Source organism: Flavobacterium chungangense LMG 26729 (assembly GCF_000735715.2).
Classification (GTDB): Bacteria; Bacteroidota; Bacteroidia; order Flavobacteriales; family Flavobacteriaceae; genus Flavobacterium; species Flavobacterium chungangense.
In genome coordinates, this window is record NZ_JASY01000004.1 from 322,922 (window position 1) to 340,411 (window position 17,490).

The following is a 17,490-nucleotide window of genomic DNA, read 5'->3' on the forward strand; positions in this document are numbered from 1 at the left end:
ATGAGATTGTGTACAATTATTATTTTGATAATATTAATTTTTACTTCTATTAAAACCAAAGCTCAAAATTATGAGTTAGGCAAAGTAACGGTTGGAGAATTAGAAGAAAAATTTAATCCAAATGATACAACGGCTCCTGCAACAATATTATTCAAAAAAGCCAAAACTTTTTTTACTTATGATATAAAAAATGGTTTTACAGCAAATCATGTTTATGAGTATAAAATAAAGATTTACAAAAAGGAAGGATTAAGCTGGGCAAATCAAAAAGTGCGGTTTTATGTTGGGTACGAAAACATGAACAAAGAGCAATTAGAGTTTTCCAATGCCCTCACTTATAATCTTGAAAATGGAAAGATTGTAAAAACAAAATTAGATGGTCAGGGAACTTTTAAAAGTAATGTAAACAAATATTGGAGCGAAAAAACAATTACACTTCCTAATGTAAAAGTAGGTTCAATTATAGAATTCAAATATATTTTAAAATCTGAAAACATTGTAGAGTTTCCAGATTTTCAATGCCAATATGATATTCCGGTAAATTACTTTCAATATAAAACTGCAATTCCGGAATTTTATATCTATAAGCCCTTATTAATTGGATACCAAAATATGACATCTGACTCTAAAATTACTTCAGGATCTCAGAGTTTTGCTAATCAATATAACCAATCCCGTTCGTTTACATATAATCAAATAGATGCCGTTTATTCAGATAAAAATATTCCTGCCCTTTTAGATGAGCCCTATGTTGATAATCTGGAAAATTACAGAGTTTCAATTAGACATGAACTAGAAAGAGTTCGTTTGCCAGAGGAGCCCGTTAAAGACTATGCCATGACCTGGGAAGGTGTTGCTACTACTATTTATAAAAATGAGAGCTTTGGAAAACAACTTAATGAAAAGATTTTTTTACTGGAAGATTTAAAACGTATATTGATGAATGTTGAATCAATGGACGAAAGATTAAATATCATTTTCAAATTTGTTCAGAATAAAATGAATTGGAATGAAAAGAACGATTACTACACAGATAAAGGAGTTGTAGAAGCTTATAAAAACCAAATAGGAAATGTAGCCGAAATCAATTTTATTTTAATCAGTATGCTGAAATTGGCAGGTATTGAGGCAAATCCGGTATTAGTAAGTACTGTTGAAAATGGTATTCCTGTTTATCCAACCCGAACAGGATTTAATTATGTTATTGCTGCAGCTGAAATTGAAGGAAAGCGCATTTTATTAGATGCTTCCCATAAGTTCACATCACCAAATATTTTACCATTAAATGTTTTAAATTGGAAAGGAAGGCTTATTAAAAATGACGGGACTTTTGAAGAGGTTCAGTTGCCACCGTCAAATTTGTCAAAAGAAAATTTTAATTTATTAGCAGCTATTGATGCGAACGGCAGAATGTATGGAAAAGCCCGAATTCAGCGAACAGAATATGATGCTTATCGATTTAGAATTGAAAATAATATGAGTGAAGAAAATTATCTGGAAAAATTTGAAAGAGAGTTGGGCAATTTAAGCATTTCAAATTATCAGGTAGAAAATAAAAAGTCTAATTTTAAAGACCCCATTTTAGAAACTTTTTCATTTACATCAAATAATCAATTTGATATTATTAATGGAAAAATTTATGTAAATCCATTACTTTTCTTTACCAGAAAGAAAAATCCTTTTAATCAGGAACAAAGACATATGCCAGTTTATTTTGGATATAAAAATCAGGTAAAATATAATATCATGATTGAAATTCCTGAAGGATATGTTTTAGAGTCAATGCCAGCTCCAATTAAAATTATTTCTGAGGATAAAAATATAATTTATATTCAGAACTTTTCTAATGAGGGAAACAAAATTCAAATTAGTTGTTTGAAAGAAATAAACAATGCTATTTTTGCACCAGACCAGTATAATGGGATAAAAGAAATTTTTCAGAAAATGATTGCTAGTCAAAATGAAAAAATTGTTCTTAAAAAAATATAACAATGGATTTGAAAAATGCACAACTTGACGTTGATACCTGGATAAAAGAACACGGTGTCCGCTATTTTAATGAATTAACCAATATGGCTCAGCTTACAGAAGAGGTAGGCGAAGTTGCCCGAATTATTGCCCGCAGATACGGCGAACAATCGGAAAAAGAAAGTGATAAAAACAAAGATTTGGGTGAAGAACTGGCTGATGTTGTTTTTGTAGTTTTATGTTTGGCCAATCAAACTGGTATTGATTTACAAGCCGCTTTTGATAAAAAAATGGATTTAAAATCGGTTAGGGATAAAGATCGTCACAAAAACAACGATAAATTGAAATAATTGTGAAATATCACTCATAAGTTTTGAATTATGAGTTTTGAATTTTGAATTATGAATGGGGAGTGGTAAATTGCGCGTCTGAATTACGTTTTTAATCATTCATAATTCAAAATTTACAACTTATAATTAAAAAAATGAATTTATTACTTCAAACCAATCATAAAAATTTACAAGGTCAAATTGCGGTTACAGGATCAAAAAGCGAAACCAATCGTTTGTTACTGTTAAAAGCATTATTCCCAAATATTACACTCGCAAATACTTCTAACTCTGATGACAGCGAGGTAATGCAAAAAGCCCTTGTTGGGAATGATGGGATTGTAGATATTCATCATGCCGGAACAGCAATGCGTTTTTTAACAGCTTATTTTGCAGTAAATGAAGGGCGTGAAGTTGTAATGACAGGTTCAAGCAGAATGCAGGAACGTCCGATAAAAATTTTAGTTGAAGCTTTGGCGCAATTGGGAGTTGAAATCTCTTATGAAAAAGAAGAGGGTTATCCGCCAATAAGAATCAAAGGAAAAAAAGTGACAGCTTCAAAAGTAAGCTTAGCGGCAAATGTCAGCAGTCAGTATATTTCGGCTCTTTTATTGGTTGCTTCAAAATTAGAAAATGGCTTAGAACTGACTTTAGAAGGTGAAATTACTTCGATTCCGTATATCAAAATGACATTGGCTTTGCTGAATGATTTGGATATCCAAACCAGTTTTGAAGGAAATATAATTAAAGTTTATCCAAAAGAAGCTGTTGCATCAAAAGAAATGGTAGTAGAATCTGACTGGAGTTCGGCATCTTATTTCTTTAGTTTGGTTGCTTTGGCAGATACAGCATCGATAACTTTGAGCAGTTATAAGGAAAATAGTTTGCAGGGAGACTCTGCTTTAGTTTCTATTTATGAAAAAATGGGTGTCAAAACTACTTTCGAAGGAAACAAAATGACGTTGGTAAAACAGCCTGATTTTAAATTTGAAACAGTAAATTTTGACCTGAATAATACGCCTGATATTGCACAAACTATAGTTGTTACCTGTTTAGGTTTAGGAATTGGGTGTCATTTAACAGGTTTGCATACTCTAAAAATTAAAGAAACAGACAGACTTGAAGCACTCCGAATTGAGCTTACAAAATTAGGAGCCAATATTTCGGTAACTAATGATAGTCTGACTTTAGGACTTTCTGATACGATCAATCACAATGTGAAAATTGCAACTTATAACGATCACCGTATGGCGATGGCATTTGCTCCATTAGCGCTAAAAGTACCAATTATTATCGAAAATGCCGAAGTAGTTTCAAAATCATATCCTGATTTCTGGAATGATTTAAAAGAATTGAATTTTGAAGTTTCAGAACTGTAAAGTTTTTGAAACATACAAGTTATATAAGTTCATTTAAATAAAAAATGAACATAATTTGAATAACCTCCAGTTTTTAATTGGAGTTTTTTTTATGATTACTTTTCGGCTTTAGGCAAACAAAATGCACGCAGTAATATTCAAGAATTCAAATTAAATGAACTTATATAACTTATATGGTAGAAAAAACGTTTTTAATGTTGTTGAAACCCTCAGTAAATCAGCGACTTTTGAAAATAAACAGCAAAACACTTGACAACGCCTGTCTCACAATCGTATATTTGCACACGATTTACAATTTTAGATACAAAATCTAAAAGCTACATTTTAAAATCAACAATTCAAATATGAAATTATCACACTTCAATTTCAACTTACCGAAAGAACTTTTAGCAGAATTCCCGGCAGAAAACAGAGACGAATCTCGTTTAATGGTAATTGACCGTAAAAAGAACACTATCGAACATAAAATGTTTAAAGACGTAATCAACTATTTTGATGACGGAGACGTTTTAATTCTAAATAACACAAAAGTTTTTCCTGCACGTTTGTATGGAAACAAAGAAAAAACAGGAGCAAGAATTGAAGTTTTTTTATTAAGAGAATTAAACTCAGAACAACGTCTTTGGGATGTTTTGGTTGATCCGGCACGTAAAATCAGAATTGGTAACAAACTTTATTTTGGTGATGACGATTCGTTAGTGGCTGAGGTAATTGACAATACCACTTCTCGTGGAAGAACTTTACGTTTTTTATATGATGGTTCTTATGAAGAATTCAGAAATAAATTGACAGAACTTGGGGAAACTCCAATTCCAAAATATATCAGCCGTGAGGTAACTCCGGAAGATGCAGAAAGATATCAGACTATTTATGCAAAAGAAGAAGGAGCCGTAGCTGCACCAACTGCTGGTTTGCACTTCTCAAAACATCTTTTGAAAAAACTTGAAATCAAAGGAGTTAATTTTGCTGAGGTAACACTTCACGTAGGACTTGGAACTTTTAATCCGGTTGAGGTTGAAGATTTATCGAAACACAAAATGGATTCAGAAGAATTGATTATCAATCAAGCTGCCTGTGATATTGTGAATGAAGCAAAAGGAAAGAAAAAACGCATTTGTGCAGTAGGAACTACTTCAATGCGTGCTATAGAAAGCTCTGTATCGTCACAAAGCACTTTGAATCCTTATGAAGGCTGGACAAATAAATTCATTTTTCCTCCTCACGATTTTAGCATTGCAAACTGTATGATTACAAATTTCCACACACCAAAATCAACATTATTAATGATGATTTCGGCTTTTTGTGGTCATGATTTAATGAAAAAAGCTTACGATGAAGCAATCAAAGAAGGATACAAATTTTATTCTTACGGAGATGCGATGTTAATCATCTAATCTGAAAAACATATAAATTTAAGAAACCTGTCAGTGATGACGGGTTTTTTTGTTTCAAATTTCGGCGTATTACGGGCCATCCATTTCAAGTTTTGCGATGAAAACCGTAGTAATACAAGCACTTCGGGAGCTTCCGCTGGTCGCTTCCTCGTTGCAGTATTACTACGGTTTTCATCGCAAAGGCTTTCCATTTCTATCCCTAACGCAATTTAGGGTCAATTTCAAAAATCCGTTTTAATTGCCGTTTTCGCGACAGCGAATCAGTTTCATCAGCGTATCATTTTTTATTTAATAACTCCAGAACCTGAAACTTGAAACCTGAAACAAAAAACAACTTTTAGAGCATTTTTTGTTATTTTTACCCCACAAAACAAAAACAATGACTTTTCAAAATACACGCGAATTCGCCAGGAAACTTGACTCACAGGATGCTCTAAATCATTATCAGGATCAGTTTATATTCCCTAAAGTAAATGACAAACGTGTTATTTATTTTACAGGAAACTCTTTAGGACTACAACCCAAAAGAACCAAATCCTATATTGATGAAATAATGAACGATTGGGCAAACCTTGCAGTAGAAGGTCATTTTTATGCTGAAAAGCCTTGGTGGGATTATCAGGAAAGATTCCCTGAACCTTTAAGTAAAATCGTAGGTGCTTTGCCTTCAGAAGTTACGGTTATGAATACTTTGACCGTAAACCTTCATTTATTGATGGTTTCTTTTTATCAGCCAACAGCAACCCGTTATAAAATTATCTGCGAAGAAAAAGCGTTTCCTTCAGATCAGTATATGTTTCAAAGTCAGGTTAATTTTCATGGTTATAAACCCGAAGAGGCTATTGTAGAAATCAAACGTCGTGATGGCGAACACAATATTCGCCTGGAAGATGTTTTGGCAAAAATTGAAGAAGTAGGTGATGAACTAGCTTTAGTTTTAATTGGCGGTGTAAATTATTATACCGGACAGGTTTTTGACATTAAAACGATTACTGCCGCCGGACAAAAAGCAGGTGCAAAAGTAGGGTGGGATTTAGCGCATGCAGCAGGAAATATCAAGTTAGAACTTCATGACTGGAATGTAGATTTTGCTGCCTGGTGCAGTTACAAATATATGAATTCCGGACCTGGAAATGCTTCCGGTTGTTTTGTTCACGAAAAACACCATACTGCCAATTTACCAAGATTTGCAGGCTGGTGGGGACATAACAAAGAGCGCCGTTTTAAAATGGAGCCTAATTTTGATCCTGTAGATGGAGCAGGAGGCTGGCAGATCAGCAATTTGCCGGTACTTTCTTTGGCTCCTTATTTAGCTTCGGTAGAAATGTTTGCTGAAGTTGGAATGGATGCCTTAATTAAAAAAAGAGACAAAATCACCTCTTATTTAGAATTTATACTCCACGAAATAGATAAGGAAGTTGAGAGTAGTTTCGAAATTATCACGCCATCAAATCCTGAAGAAAGAGCTTCTCAATTATCTGTTTTTTTACACGGAGAAGGAAGAAGCTTATTCGATTATTTAATGAAAAACGGAGTGATTACAGACTGGCGCGAACCTAATGTTATTCGATTGGCACCCGTTCCTTTGTATTGTTCTTTTGAAGATATGTACGATTTTGGACAGATTTTAAAAAAAGGAATTTTAGGCAAAAAGTAATATCATTTAATTCTGTAAATTTTAAACAAAATCATATAACAGTTGTAATATATGTTCTCTTTTACTTTGTAGTGTATAATTTAAATTTACAATTATGAAAGGCTTATATATTTTATTAGCGGCTATACTTATTACTTCTTGTCAAAATCAAAGTAAGGAAGATTTAAATAAAGCGAAACAAGCGAGTATTGATTCAATGAAAGTTGAAATTGAAAAGCAAAGAGTAATTGATTCAATGAAAACGGAAATGGCTAATTTGCAAGAGGAAAAAGAAAAAGCTGAAGCAGAAAAGGCAGAGGCACAAAAAGTGGTAGTGGTACATCAGCAAGATAGAACAACTACTGCCGCACCCGCTAAAAAGAAAGGTTGGAGTTCTACTGCAAAAGGTGCGGTAATTGGTGCCGGCGTTGGAGCAATAACAGGTGCTGCAGTCAGTAAGAAAAAAGGTGAAGGAGCCATTATTGGCGGTTTGGCCGGAGCTGGTGTTGGAGCAGGAACAGGTGCAATTATTGATAGCAAAAAGAAATAAAATAGATTTTGAATTCTATTATAATAACAAACCCCGATTTTAGAAATAAATCGGGGTTTTGTTATTTAGGCCAGTTTTAATATTGGGATTTGAATTGAATCTAATTCAGATTTATAAAAATTGAATTGATTCCTGATTCGTTCTTCATCGTTTTTAAAATATGAATTCGAAGAAAACAGTGTTTGATAGTATTCGATTCCTTCAAAAATATTTGCTTTAAAAGTATTCCATTTTTTAAGCTGGTTAGAATTTATTTCTCCGGAAAGCGTAGCAATTTCATTTTTTAAATATTCGATGTACATTTTAAGCTCCTTCACAAATAAATTAGGCCGGTTTTGAGTTCTCAAAACGGACTTATTTCCATAAATATGCTGTAGCATATCTTTTAAAGAAACTTCCTGGTCAAAATAAGCCATATTTGGTCCGGGACAAATAACTACACCTTGGGCTTGCCCTTTTATACTTATATCGTTCTCTAAATAGGATGCGTTGGCCAAACCAACACACAAACAAGACTTCTCTGTAATTTTAGTTTTAGCCTTCTCAAAAGCATTTAGCGAAATAGTATTTTTTATGGCGTTCAGTTCTTTCAGTTTTATATCCTGGTATTTTTTTGAAGCAGTACAAATTCCGTGCGAATCATATTCCTTACTTAATGCCAGAAATTTTTTTGGACATGAACTCCCGGCTTTGCTTTCCTGAATTCGTTTTTGTTTCAGGATTTCATTTGTAGTCCCTTTCAAAGTATTAAACGGAACTCCCAAGGGAGAAATATGACTTAAATACAAATCTTCCTCCTTTGCGTTTATCAATAAATTTCGGGTATCACGATCTACTGATGTGGCTTCGGCAACCAACAAAAATGGCGATCCCCAACCAACAGAATCAACGTGATATTTATTTAATAAAAATTCATGTTCTTCAGCCGTTCCTACGCCTCCCTGAACTGTAATTTTTAGATCTAAAGGTTTATCCGGTATAATTGCATTTTTTTGCTGTAATGCTTTTACCATTAACTCATGTGTGGAATTGATTAATTGCTCTTTTTTGTGTTTGAATTCTTCCAGAATAGTACCTAATAAAAGTCCGTCAGTAGCAAAAGCATGTCCACCGCAATTTAATCCGGATTCAATTCGATATTCTGAAACCCAAAGCCCTTTTTTGGCTAAAAAATTCCCCTGAATCATCGCAGATCTAAAGTCACTGACTTTTAAAATAATTTTCTTTCTAAGCTGATTATTTTCATCTGGGAAAAAATCCTTGAAATTTTCAAAATAACTGTACAATCGCGGATTCATACCAGCCGAAAGTACAACCGAAGATTCAAGATTGCTGTTGGCAAAACCTCTTAAAGCGGCATGTGCATCATTAAATTCAGTAGGAAGCTGTTTGCTTTTAACAAAATTATCTTTGTCCAGTTTCGTCATGATGTTAACATCAATTTCTCCAGGAAAAAGATTGGATTCAATATAGCTTCGAATGTTTTCTTTAAAAGAAATTCCTTCTTCAAGTAAATTTTGAAAACCTTTTTTGATATCGGAGGTATTGGGAAGCATCAAGATAAAATTTTCTAAGGCAGTTTTGCTCTCGGCAATCTCTGTTTTAAAATTTTCGAATTTTTCTTTTACGATTTTGTCAACCAGATTCAGATAAGAAGTAATTCTTTCGGCCCGGTAATCATTAAATTTCTGCGATATTTCTTCATACGGAATATTGAATTTGGTACTATAAAAATTACGCATCTTCTCGATCAAATCATCATCTGCAATTGATATTACAGACGAAATCCCGTACTGTGCCACCCGAATTGGGCTGTCTATTGTATATGCAAGTCCCATTACCGGAATATGAAAAGTGTGTAAAGGCTTTTTTGTCATTTGTTTTTTTGATTAAAATAAAAACAAAGGTTGAAAAAAACATTTTCTAAAAACCTGATAATTGTCAGGTTTGCAATAGATTAATAACTAGATTAAAATCTTTTTCAAAGATTCGGCAATGCTTCTCCATAAAAAATTGTAAAATGATTTTTCCTGAATTCTTTTTAGTTCGACATCGGCATTTTTGACTTTATCTTTCGAATCATTTTTGACTACCAGATTAACGATGACACTTTTGAGTTTTGCTACTTTTTCGGGATTTTTCTTTTTATAAAGTTTCACTTTTAGATCATCATAATCTAAGGATGCATTTCCTTTTACAGCATCATCGTTCCCATAAAAATTAAAACGATATTTATTAAAAACTCCTGTAAATGAAGCATTCATATAAGGTTTGCTGAATCTTTCGATTGCCGCAACATCAAAGTTTGAGATTACACCCTGAATATGAAAACTGTCTTTTTTGTCTAAAACATTAAAACTCCAATCGACATCTAATGGAGAAGTTTTCATGAAAATGCAATTCACTTTAATCTTAACATCATCAGTTTTTTTTAATCCAAAACCACTCTTTATATTGGTTGCCTGCAAATTAAATTTATCAAAATTTAAAACTCCCGGACCTTTAGAAAAATCTTTCTCTTCTTCATAAACAAGTTTAGATTTAAGAACCTGCAGCGTGTCAATTTCAAGTGGAAATTTTATATTCCGTAATAAATGATTATATAGATATTTTTTGCTCAGATCGTCTGCTGGCATTTTGCCGCGATAAATGTTGGCGTCAAAATGGTTGATTACAATCGAGTTTGCCTTAAAGAAAAAACGATCATTTTTGAATCCCCAATTCATTTTTGCTACTTGAGCCGAATCAAATTTCAGGATATTAATGTCTTTTTCTTTTTTTAACTGCTTTATAAAATCAGGACGATTAAATTGCGGTATATAGGAGAAATTATTAATTTTCAGAAAGTTCTTTCCAGTACTTATTTTGCCAATATTCAAATGATAAAAAGCACTTGTGCGAAAAAATAAGCTGTCAATTACTAAGGCATAACTTTTATACTGAATTGGAATTTTTTCCTTTAAAGTAGCGTCTGTCAACAAAATTCCTTCTAATTTAAGAATGATTTTTTTAATGCTTAAAATTGGTTTTTCTGTGTCTAAAGAAACGACATCAGCGGTTCCGTCATTTAAATAAATATTTGAAACCGCAATTATTTTACGAAAAGGTTCAAGAATTTCACTTTTAATGCTTTTGCTGTTGTTCAATAATTTTTCGCCTTTTTTATATAATATTATTCGTGGTTTATTGATAATAATACTCTCTGCCTGTATAACATCGTTAAAAGCAAGATCCCAAATATTGAAATGCTCGATTGTGATGGATTCAATTTTAGAAAAAAGTCCGTTTTTGCTGTCTTTTGGCTGATTTTTAGGGCTTACTAATAACGTCTGTGCATAGATATTTCTTGACCAAAGCGAAACTTCTATTTTTTCATAATTGATATTATATACAGTGTTGTTTTTCTCATGAATAATAATAGGAAGCTGTTTTTTGATCCAGTAATTAAGACCAATGTCCAGAAATATACCTAGAAGGAATAAAGAAATTAGACCGATTGCTATTTTTTTGAATATTGACATTATCGTATTGGTATTAATTACATAAATTTAGATTTTTAAAATAACTGCTTTTTTACACGATTTTACTTTTAAGTTATAATATTACTTTTTCACTAGCTTTAATATGAAGATAATTAAAAAAATCCTGCTGATTATTTTGGTGCTGATTGTAGTTGCTGCAATAAGTTTGTTTGCCTATATTTTTCATTTAAAACCCAGGTATGAGGGCAAAATAGAATTAAAAAATCTCCAAAAAGAAACCAGCGTTTATTTTGATGATTTTGGAATTCCACATATTTACGCTGATTCCGAAAAAGATGCTATGACTGCATTGGGATATGTTCATGCTCAGGATAGGTTATGGCAAATGGAATTACTTCGAAGAATTGCGCCTGGAAGATTATCAGAGATTTTTGGGGCTGTAGCATTAAAAAATGATATGTTTTTCTCTGGAATAGGCATTGAAGAAGCTTCTGCTAAAGCCATTGCAAAATTAGATAAAAATAGTCCTGGCTATCAATTGACATTAGCATATTTAGACGGCATTAACCAATATTTGGAAGAAGGAGTAACGCCAATTGAATTTACCCTGATTGGTGTCAAAAAAGAAAAATTCACTATAAAAGATGTTTATAATATTTTTGGATACATGTCTTTTAGTTTTGCAATGGCTCAAAAAACAGATCCTTTATTAACTGAAATACGAAACAAATATGGAATGCAATATTTGAAAGATTTGGGAATTGAAGGAGAATTTAATACCACACAAATCAAAAGTTCAAAAGAGATTGAAGCATATGCCGAGATTGCAAAATCAGTTGCAGCATTGTTGGATAAATCACCAATTCCACCATTTGTAGGCAGCAACAGTTGGATTGCGGGTCCAAATAAAACCAAAAACGGGAAAGTTATTTTTGCAAATGATCCGCATATTGGATTTTCGCAGCCTGCCACTTGGTACGAGGCACATATAATAACACCAAATCATGAATTATATGGATGTTATCTGGCAGGAACCCCATTTCCTTTATTAGCGCACAATCGTGATTATGCTTATGGTTTAACCATGTTCGAGAACGATGATATCGATTTTTATCAGGAAAAAGACAAACCCGGAGATTCATCTCAATACCAGACGCCAACAGGTTTTGCCAAATATGAATCCAGAAGAAAAACAATAAGGGTTAAAGATACTTCTGATGTAGTTCTGACCGTTAAATCAAGCCGTCATGGACCAATTATGAATAATTTGCTGGAGCGTTTAAAAAATAAAAATCCAGTAGCTATGTCATGGATTTATACGCAGCAGCCTATCCGGATTCTGGATGCCGTTTATGGGCTTTCACATGCTAAAAGCAAAAGTGATTTTAAAAAAGCAGTGCAATTAGTTGCAGCACCGGGATTGAATGTAATGTATGGCGACGCTAAAGGAAATGTTGCCTGGTGGGCTACAGGTACATTATATAAGCATAATAAAGGTGTGAATTCATTTTTTATTTTGGATGGTACTACTGGAAAAGATGATATTGCAGAATATCTGGATTTTTCCAAAAATCCATCTGCAGAAAATCCAAAGTGGGGTTATGTGTATTCGGCTAATAACCAACCGGAAGCAATTGATGGTTATTTGTATCCGGGATACTATTTGCCGGAAGATCGCGCTAAAAGAATTTCGACATTAATGGATAAAAAATCGAATTGGGATAAAGAAGAAATCAGCAAAATGATTTATGATAATACATCAGATGTCGCGGTCGAGGTTACCCGAAATTTAATTTCGAATATTGATTTCAATTCGATCTCATCAAAAGAAAAAGAAGCTGTAAATGTTTTAAAATCATGGAAAGGAACAACCAATCTGGAAGATCTTGGACCCACGATTTACAACAAGTGGATTTATCTCTACCTCAAGAATACATTTGAAGATGAAATGGGAGCCGATAATTTCAATTTGTTCTTAGGAATTTCTGTTGGCAAGCAAGTGATAGCGCATCAAATTAAAAATGAAAATTCGGTTTGGTGGGATAACATTAAAACCAAAAAAGTGAAAGAAACAAGAAAAGATATTATTTCAAAATCGTTTCATGAAACTATTGCTTCACTTCAAAAACAATTAGGAAATACAATTACTGACTGGAAATGGGGAGAAGTACACACTGTTGAGCACGAACATCCTTTAGGAAAAGTGGCTGTGCTTCGTGGTCTTTTTAATGTAGGGCCTTTTGCGGCTCCAGGATCAAACGAGGTAATTAACAATCAGTTTTTTGGCTTTAATAATGAAGGTAAATATTATGTAAAAGGAGGCCCTTCAACAAGAAGAGTTATCGATTTCTCTGACATTGAAAATAGTTGGAGTATTTTGCCAACCGGACAATCAGGAAATCCGTTTAGCAAACATTACAGCGATCAGGCCGAAATGTTTAATACAGGAAAATTCAGAAAAATGAAGCTGAATAAAGAAGAAATTGTAAAAACTTCGACCAAATTGATTTTAAAGCCGAAGTTTTAATTAAAAAAAGCCAGAGCTAAAAGTTAGTTTTTAAAAATTCACTTTACTAACTTTTAGTTTTTTCAGCTATTCCTAAAATATATCCATTATTGTCCTGGATGTAAAATTCCTTCATGCCGTACCATGCTTTCTTTAATGGAGTACTTTCAATTTTTTTGTTGCTGATTTCCTCATAAAAGCTATCAATTCCTTCGATTTCGATATAAAAAGAAACGGTCGCTCCAATTGCAATTCCTTTTGAAAAGATAATATCTTCTTTAAAGGAGTCTGTTCGTTGAAACATCAATTCTATATTATCTTTTGAAACCAAAGCATAGATATATTCTTTATTTTCATCAAAAGACGAATCAACTCCATCCTGAGTTTCGGGAACAGCCATAACTAAATGAAAGCCTAAAATATTCTGATAAAATTCGACAGTCTTTTTAACATTAGTTACTTCAAAATTGGGTGTTAGTTTGTTTGCTTTCATAAGTCTATTAATTTTAATTTAAAAGACAAACTTACTTTTTAATGAGAGTTGATAATTGTAAAAATCGGTCATTTTCATTTTTTGCTAATTTTCGTGGAGTAGCTCCTGTATATTTTTTTATCTCTTTTATATAATGTGCCTGATCCGTATATTGATTGGTGTTATATAGTTTTTTGTTGGCGATTTCAGGATAAGTTTCATTGCATCGCATTATATTCAGAAGTGTTTTTAACGGAAAGCCAAATTGTTTGTAAAAATACCTGTTAATTTGGCGACTGTTCCAAAAAGTGCTTTCTGACAATTGACTGACGTTGTAAATTTTCTTTTCGTATATGAGGTTAAAAAGAGAAATTTTCCTTTCATCAATTTTTTTGATATTGTTAATAGAAAAAGTTATTTGATTCAAAAGTTCAGCAGCAAATAGATCGAGGTGATCACTTTTTAAAGTATCAATTCCCCAAAAGTTTATTGGCAAACATTGTGTTTTTTCCAGAATTGATTTTATCTCTTTTTGAAATATGTATTCTGCTGAAATAAGTTTAAATCGAATAGCAAATAATTTTGTTGATTTTGGGAGTGTTATATTTACGGGCTTTGTCCAAACGCCTGTAAGCTTTATTTGTGTTAGCTTTTCGTTCTTATATTCTGCAATTAAATCAAAACAACCATCTGGTATTATGCAATGTTGTATTTGTATCGTGTTTTCATATTCCCAAAAGCATTCGATAAAGTTTGATAGAAAGCCATCTGCTTTTATTTCTCTGTATTTCATTATCGAATAGATTTAGAACGGATATAGTTCAAATAGGCATATTTTACTTGGCCATAATATATTTTCCTGTAACAATATCTCTGGCATATATGTCAAGATTGATATTAAGCGCTTTATTAGTAGTCATTATATTTGTGGTCTGATATATTTTGTCCTTTTGATATGTTTTTAAAAGCGTTTCTAATTCTATTTCGTCGTGAAAAGCAAATAAATTATAAACGGCATCTCTGAAATTTCTAAAATTGATAGTTTCAGTTATTTCCATTGTTTTTTGTTCATTCCATTTTTCTTTGAAAGCAGTTTCGTTTATTTTGTTTAGACAATAATCGACGAAATAGGTTTTGTAATGGGTCGCTTCAATGATTTCATTGACAATAATTGCATTTTGTTGAGTAGGCATTTGTACTGGTGTAGAATATGTTTGAGAAATACCAATATATGGAGCCAATATGAGGAGTAATAAAATCAAAAGAGAATGCTTTTTTTTTAAATTTTTCATAGGTTGTTTAAAGTTGTAAACCGTGTTGGTTTTGGGTTTTAATATTGTTTTTTGGGTGGCGCTAAAATAGTATTTTTTGTTTTAAATATTAGATTGAATAAATGAGTTTTGAATAAAAAACCGATAACAAATTTTCAAAATTTGTTATCGGAGTCACTAAGATATCCATTACGATACTATTTTTTTTGAGAAAATTTATTTTCTTGAAGTGCGCATAGCTTTGACAACCTTAATATTTTTATCAGTAGAAAGTTTTTTATATTCCGGAGTTTCCACTCCGTAAAGGGCAATTTTTCCGCTTTCGTCATTGTGTATTCCCCAGCCATAACGTTTTGTTAAAGGAGAGGCTCTGAGACATGCTTGTCCTTTCGAGAAAAATTGTTTCCTCGTTTCGGTATATTCTGATTTAGTCAAATCTTTTTTGTCAGCAAACACCTGAAACAAAACATCGTCCGAAGAATACTGATACGGATGTTTACTGATCATCTCAAACTCAATATTAGCAATTGTTTTGTTCTCGCCTTTTACGGGTGGAATTTCGCCACTCGTTAAAGGACAGTCTTCTGCAACTTCAATAAATGTGTTTTGGTAGTTCGTAGTGTGGACTTTCATTTTTTTGTTTGTTGATTTTAAAGTATTGAAAAATGAGTAGAATTTTGATTGACTGATTTTGTTTTTGATTGATGATTGAAACTTTAATACATAGATTTCCAGTGTGTTGGTTTTAAAATTACAAATTTTTATTGAAATTTGAATGTGATTATATGTTAGACGATTTTTTTGTTATTTGGTTTCAGTTTTTATAAAATATTTTGTAAAGCTGAAACCAATTTTTTATGAAAACTAATGTCACAATCATTAAGTTGAGGATTAAAAGATAAAATGATTGCTGATTTTTGATTAACGATTTTTGATTTCAGATGTAAAAACCTTCTAAAATCATCAATCTAATATTTAGCCAAACCAAATCTGAAATCAAAAATCGTTAATCGTCAATCTAAAATCTCTTAACTTAATGTCATGACCAACTAAATATCAATGATAAGGAGGAAATATTTGGGTTATTTTAAAGCTGTTGTGTATTTATTACTTATTTTTACGGCCTTATATAGATTTTCTTGATGCAAACTTCACTAAAAATTGCTGTTGTTGGTTCCGGACTTGTAGGATCGCTGCTGGCAATTTATCTTAAAAAAGCAGGTCACATCGTTCATGTTTATGATCGTAGTCCTGATATTCGCAAAATAAATTTTTCAGGCCGTTCCATTAATCTGGCAATGTCAAACAGAGGCTGGAAAGCCCTTGATCGTGTTGAAGTTGGAGATTCAGTTCGTGAAATCGCTATTCCTATGGATAAGAGGGCGATTCATCTGGTTGATAAACTCAATTTTCAGAATTATGGACAGGAAGGTGAGTCGATTTATTCGATTTCAAGAGGAACACTAAACAGAAAAATGATTGATCTTGCCGAAGAAGCCGGAGCTGAGTTTTATTTTGAGGAAAAAATCTGGGATGTGACACTAAATGATGCTACTTTGCATATTGGTGAAACTGAAAGAGGAGAGTGGGAAGAGAGGAAATACGATATGGTTTTTGGTGCAGATGGTGCCTTTTCGAGAATCCGTCACAGAATGCAGCGTCAGAGCATGTTTAATTATTCGCAGGAATTTTTGAATATGGGCTATAAAGAATTAAACATTCCGGCCAACCCGGACGGATCACATAAACTGGATAAAAATTCTTTTCATATCTGGCCCAGAGGTGAATATATGCTGATTGCGCTTCCTAATCTTGACGGGAGTTTTACTTGTACTTTATTTATGCCTTTTGAAGGAGAAAATTCATTTGCTTCGCTAACAGACCGAAAAATGGTAGAAGATTTCTTTGAGAAAAACTTCCCGGATTCGATTGAAGTAATTCCGAAGCTCGCAGAAGATTTCTTTAAAAATCCAACAAGTACTCTGGTTACAATGAAATGTTTTCCGTGGACATATGAAGATAAAATTGCTTTAATTGGAGATGCGTGTCACGCTATAGTTCCTTTTTATGGACAAGGGATGAATGCTGGTTTTGAAGACATTACCATATTAAATGAAATGATTGAAAAGTATGGAAATGACTGGAAAAAAATCTTTTCAGAATATCAAATTTCCCGAAAGCCAAATGCTGATGCAATTGCGGAACTTTCGTATCGAAATTTTATGGAAATGAGTACTAAAACTGCCGATGAAAAATTTTTACTGCAAAAGAAAATAGAAAAAGTATTCTCAGATAAATACCCTGAAAAATGGATTCCGCTTTACAGTCGTGTAACTTTCAGCGATCGTCCGTATGCCGAAGCTCTGGCAATTGGAGATTTTCAGAACGGAATTATGGAAGAAGTATTACGAATGGATAACATTGAAAATATCTGGAACACTCCTGAAGTTGAAAATAAGATTTTGGAACTGCTTAAAAAATAATTACATTAAAAACAATTACA

14 protein-coding genes are annotated in these 17,490 nt (G+C 32.6%); 8 read left to right on the plus strand and 6 right to left on the minus strand.

The annotated features are described in order from the left end of the window. The 6 genes from JE46_RS10710 (at position 1) to JE46_RS10740 (ending at position 7,256) form a co-directional block, all read left to right on the plus strand. Positions 1 to 1,989 carry a DUF3857 domain-containing protein gene (locus tag JE46_RS10710; protein ID WP_031455276.1) on the plus strand — a complete coding sequence of 663 codons (1,989 nt, stop codon included), beginning with the start codon at positions 1 to 3 and terminating at the stop codon, positions 1,987 to 1,989. A 2-nt stretch (positions 1,990 to 1,991) separates the two neighbouring features. Continuing rightward, positions 1,992 to 2,318: a nucleotide pyrophosphohydrolase gene (locus JE46_RS10715; RefSeq protein WP_012022600.1), complete on the plus strand. Its 327-nt coding sequence runs from the start codon at positions 1,992 to 1,994 to the stop codon at positions 2,316 to 2,318. Positions 2,319 to 2,452: 134 nt separating this feature from the next. After that, positions 2,453 to 3,676, plus strand: coding sequence for a 3-phosphoshikimate 1-carboxyvinyltransferase (gene aroA / locus JE46_RS10720; protein WP_031455277.1), 1,224 nt, complete (start codon positions 2,453 to 2,455; stop codon positions 3,674 to 3,676). Between the two features lie 344 nt (positions 3,677 to 4,020). Then, positions 4,021 to 5,070, plus strand: a complete 1,050-nt coding sequence (queA, locus tag JE46_RS10725; protein WP_031455278.1) for a tRNA preQ1(34) S-adenosylmethionine ribosyltransferase-isomerase QueA — start codon at positions 4,021 to 4,023, stop codon at positions 5,068 to 5,070. A gap of 379 nt (positions 5,071 to 5,449) precedes the next feature. After that, positions 5,450 to 6,727: a kynureninase gene (kynU, locus tag JE46_RS10735; RefSeq protein ID WP_031455280.1), complete on the plus strand. Its 1,278-nt coding sequence runs from the start codon at positions 5,450 to 5,452 to the stop codon at positions 6,725 to 6,727. Positions 6,728 to 6,821: 94 nt separating this feature from the next. Beyond that, a complete protein-coding gene (locus JE46_RS10740; protein WP_031455281.1) occupies positions 6,822 to 7,256 on the plus strand; it encodes a YMGG-like glycine zipper-containing protein in 435 nt (144 codons plus the stop codon). A gap of 65 nt (positions 7,257 to 7,321) precedes the next feature. On the opposite strand, the gene JE46_RS10745 is transcribed toward JE46_RS10740, so the two are convergent. Together JE46_RS10745 and JE46_RS10750 are read right to left on the minus strand one after the other, a co-directional pair. Continuing rightward, the gene (locus tag JE46_RS10745) at positions 7,322 to 9,133 is read right to left on the minus strand and encodes a hypothetical protein (protein WP_031455282.1); all 1,812 of its coding nucleotides are present in this window, start codon (positions 9,131 to 9,133) and stop codon (positions 7,322 to 7,324) included. Between the two features lie 87 nt (positions 9,134 to 9,220). After that, positions 9,221 to 10,777, minus strand: a complete 1,557-nt coding sequence (locus tag JE46_RS10750) for a hypothetical protein (protein WP_031455283.1) — start codon at positions 10,775 to 10,777, stop codon at positions 9,221 to 9,223. A gap of 103 nt (positions 10,778 to 10,880) precedes the next feature. Here JE46_RS10750 and JE46_RS10755 point away from each other — a divergent pair, with 103 nt between their 5' ends. Beyond that, the gene (locus JE46_RS10755) at positions 10,881 to 13,265 is read left to right on the plus strand and encodes a penicillin acylase family protein (protein ID WP_031455284.1); all 2,385 of its coding nucleotides are present in this window, start codon (positions 10,881 to 10,883) and stop codon (positions 13,263 to 13,265) included. Positions 13,266 to 13,311: 46 nt separating this feature from the next. On the opposite strand, the gene JE46_RS10760 is transcribed toward JE46_RS10755, so the two are convergent. The 4 genes from JE46_RS10760 to JE46_RS10775 all read right to left on the minus strand — a co-directional run bounded on the left by JE46_RS10760 (position 13,312) and on the right by JE46_RS10775 (position 15,620). Continuing rightward, positions 13,312 to 13,737: a VOC family protein gene (locus JE46_RS10760; protein ID WP_031455285.1), complete on the minus strand. Its 426-nt coding sequence runs from the start codon at positions 13,735 to 13,737 to the stop codon at positions 13,312 to 13,314. Between the two features lie 31 nt (positions 13,738 to 13,768). Next, the gene (locus JE46_RS10765) at positions 13,769 to 14,509 is read right to left on the minus strand and encodes a DUF6597 domain-containing transcriptional factor (RefSeq protein ID WP_031455286.1); all 741 of its coding nucleotides are present in this window, start codon (positions 14,507 to 14,509) and stop codon (positions 13,769 to 13,771) included. A gap of 43 nt (positions 14,510 to 14,552) precedes the next feature. After that, complete coding sequence (locus JE46_RS10770; RefSeq protein ID WP_031455287.1) at positions 14,553 to 15,008, minus strand: hypothetical protein; 456 nt, start codon at positions 15,006 to 15,008, stop codon at positions 14,553 to 14,555. A 195-nt stretch (positions 15,009 to 15,203) separates the two neighbouring features. After that, positions 15,204 to 15,620, minus strand: a complete 417-nt coding sequence (locus tag JE46_RS10775) for a DUF6157 family protein (protein ID WP_031455288.1) — start codon at positions 15,618 to 15,620, stop codon at positions 15,204 to 15,206. 509 nt (positions 15,621 to 16,129) lie between these two features. On the opposite strand from JE46_RS10775, the gene JE46_RS10780 reads away from it, so the two are divergent. Beyond that, the gene (locus tag JE46_RS10780) at positions 16,130 to 17,470 is read left to right on the plus strand and encodes an FAD-dependent oxidoreductase (protein ID WP_031455289.1); all 1,341 of its coding nucleotides are present in this window, start codon (positions 16,130 to 16,132) and stop codon (positions 17,468 to 17,470) included. The last annotated feature ends 20 nt before the right edge of the window (positions 17,471 to 17,490 follow it).

Coding starts and splice junctions, on each gene's coding strand:
- JE46_RS10780 (WP_031455289.1), top strand. CDS start 16,130: ATGCAAACTTCACTAAAAATTGCTGTTGTTGGTTCCGGACTTGTAGGA.
- JE46_RS10765 (WP_031455286.1), bottom strand. CDS start 14,509: ATGAAATACAGAGAAATAAAAGCAGATGGCTTTCTATCAAACTTTATC.
- JE46_RS10715 (WP_012022600.1), top strand. CDS start 1,992: ATGGATTTGAAAAATGCACAACTTGACGTTGATACCTGGATAAAAGAA.
- JE46_RS10760 (WP_031455285.1), bottom strand. CDS start 13,737: ATGAAAGCAAACAAACTAACACCCAATTTTGAAGTAACTAATGTTAAA.
- queA (WP_031455278.1), top strand. CDS start 4,021: ATGAAATTATCACACTTCAATTTCAACTTACCGAAAGAACTTTTAGCA.
- JE46_RS10710 (WP_031455276.1), top strand. CDS start 1: ATGAGATTGTGTACAATTATTATTTTGATAATATTAATTTTTACTTCT.
- JE46_RS10775 (WP_031455288.1), bottom strand. CDS start 15,620: ATGAAAGTCCACACTACGAACTACCAAAACACATTTATTGAAGTTGCA.
- JE46_RS10745 (WP_031455282.1), bottom strand. CDS start 9,133: ATGACAAAAAAGCCTTTACACACTTTTCATATTCCGGTAATGGGACTT.
- JE46_RS10740 (WP_031455281.1), top strand. CDS start 6,822: ATGAAAGGCTTATATATTTTATTAGCGGCTATACTTATTACTTCTTGT.
- JE46_RS10770 (WP_031455287.1), bottom strand. CDS start 15,008: ATGAAAAATTTAAAAAAAAAGCATTCTCTTTTGATTTTATTACTCCTC.
- kynU (WP_031455280.1), top strand. CDS start 5,450: ATGACTTTTCAAAATACACGCGAATTCGCCAGGAAACTTGACTCACAG.
- aroA (WP_031455277.1), top strand. CDS start 2,453: ATGAATTTATTACTTCAAACCAATCATAAAAATTTACAAGGTCAAATT.
- JE46_RS10750 (WP_031455283.1), bottom strand. CDS start 10,777: ATGTCAATATTCAAAAAAATAGCAATCGGTCTAATTTCTTTATTCCTT.
- JE46_RS10755 (WP_031455284.1), top strand. CDS start 10,881: ATGAAGATAATTAAAAAAATCCTGCTGATTATTTTGGTGCTGATTGTA.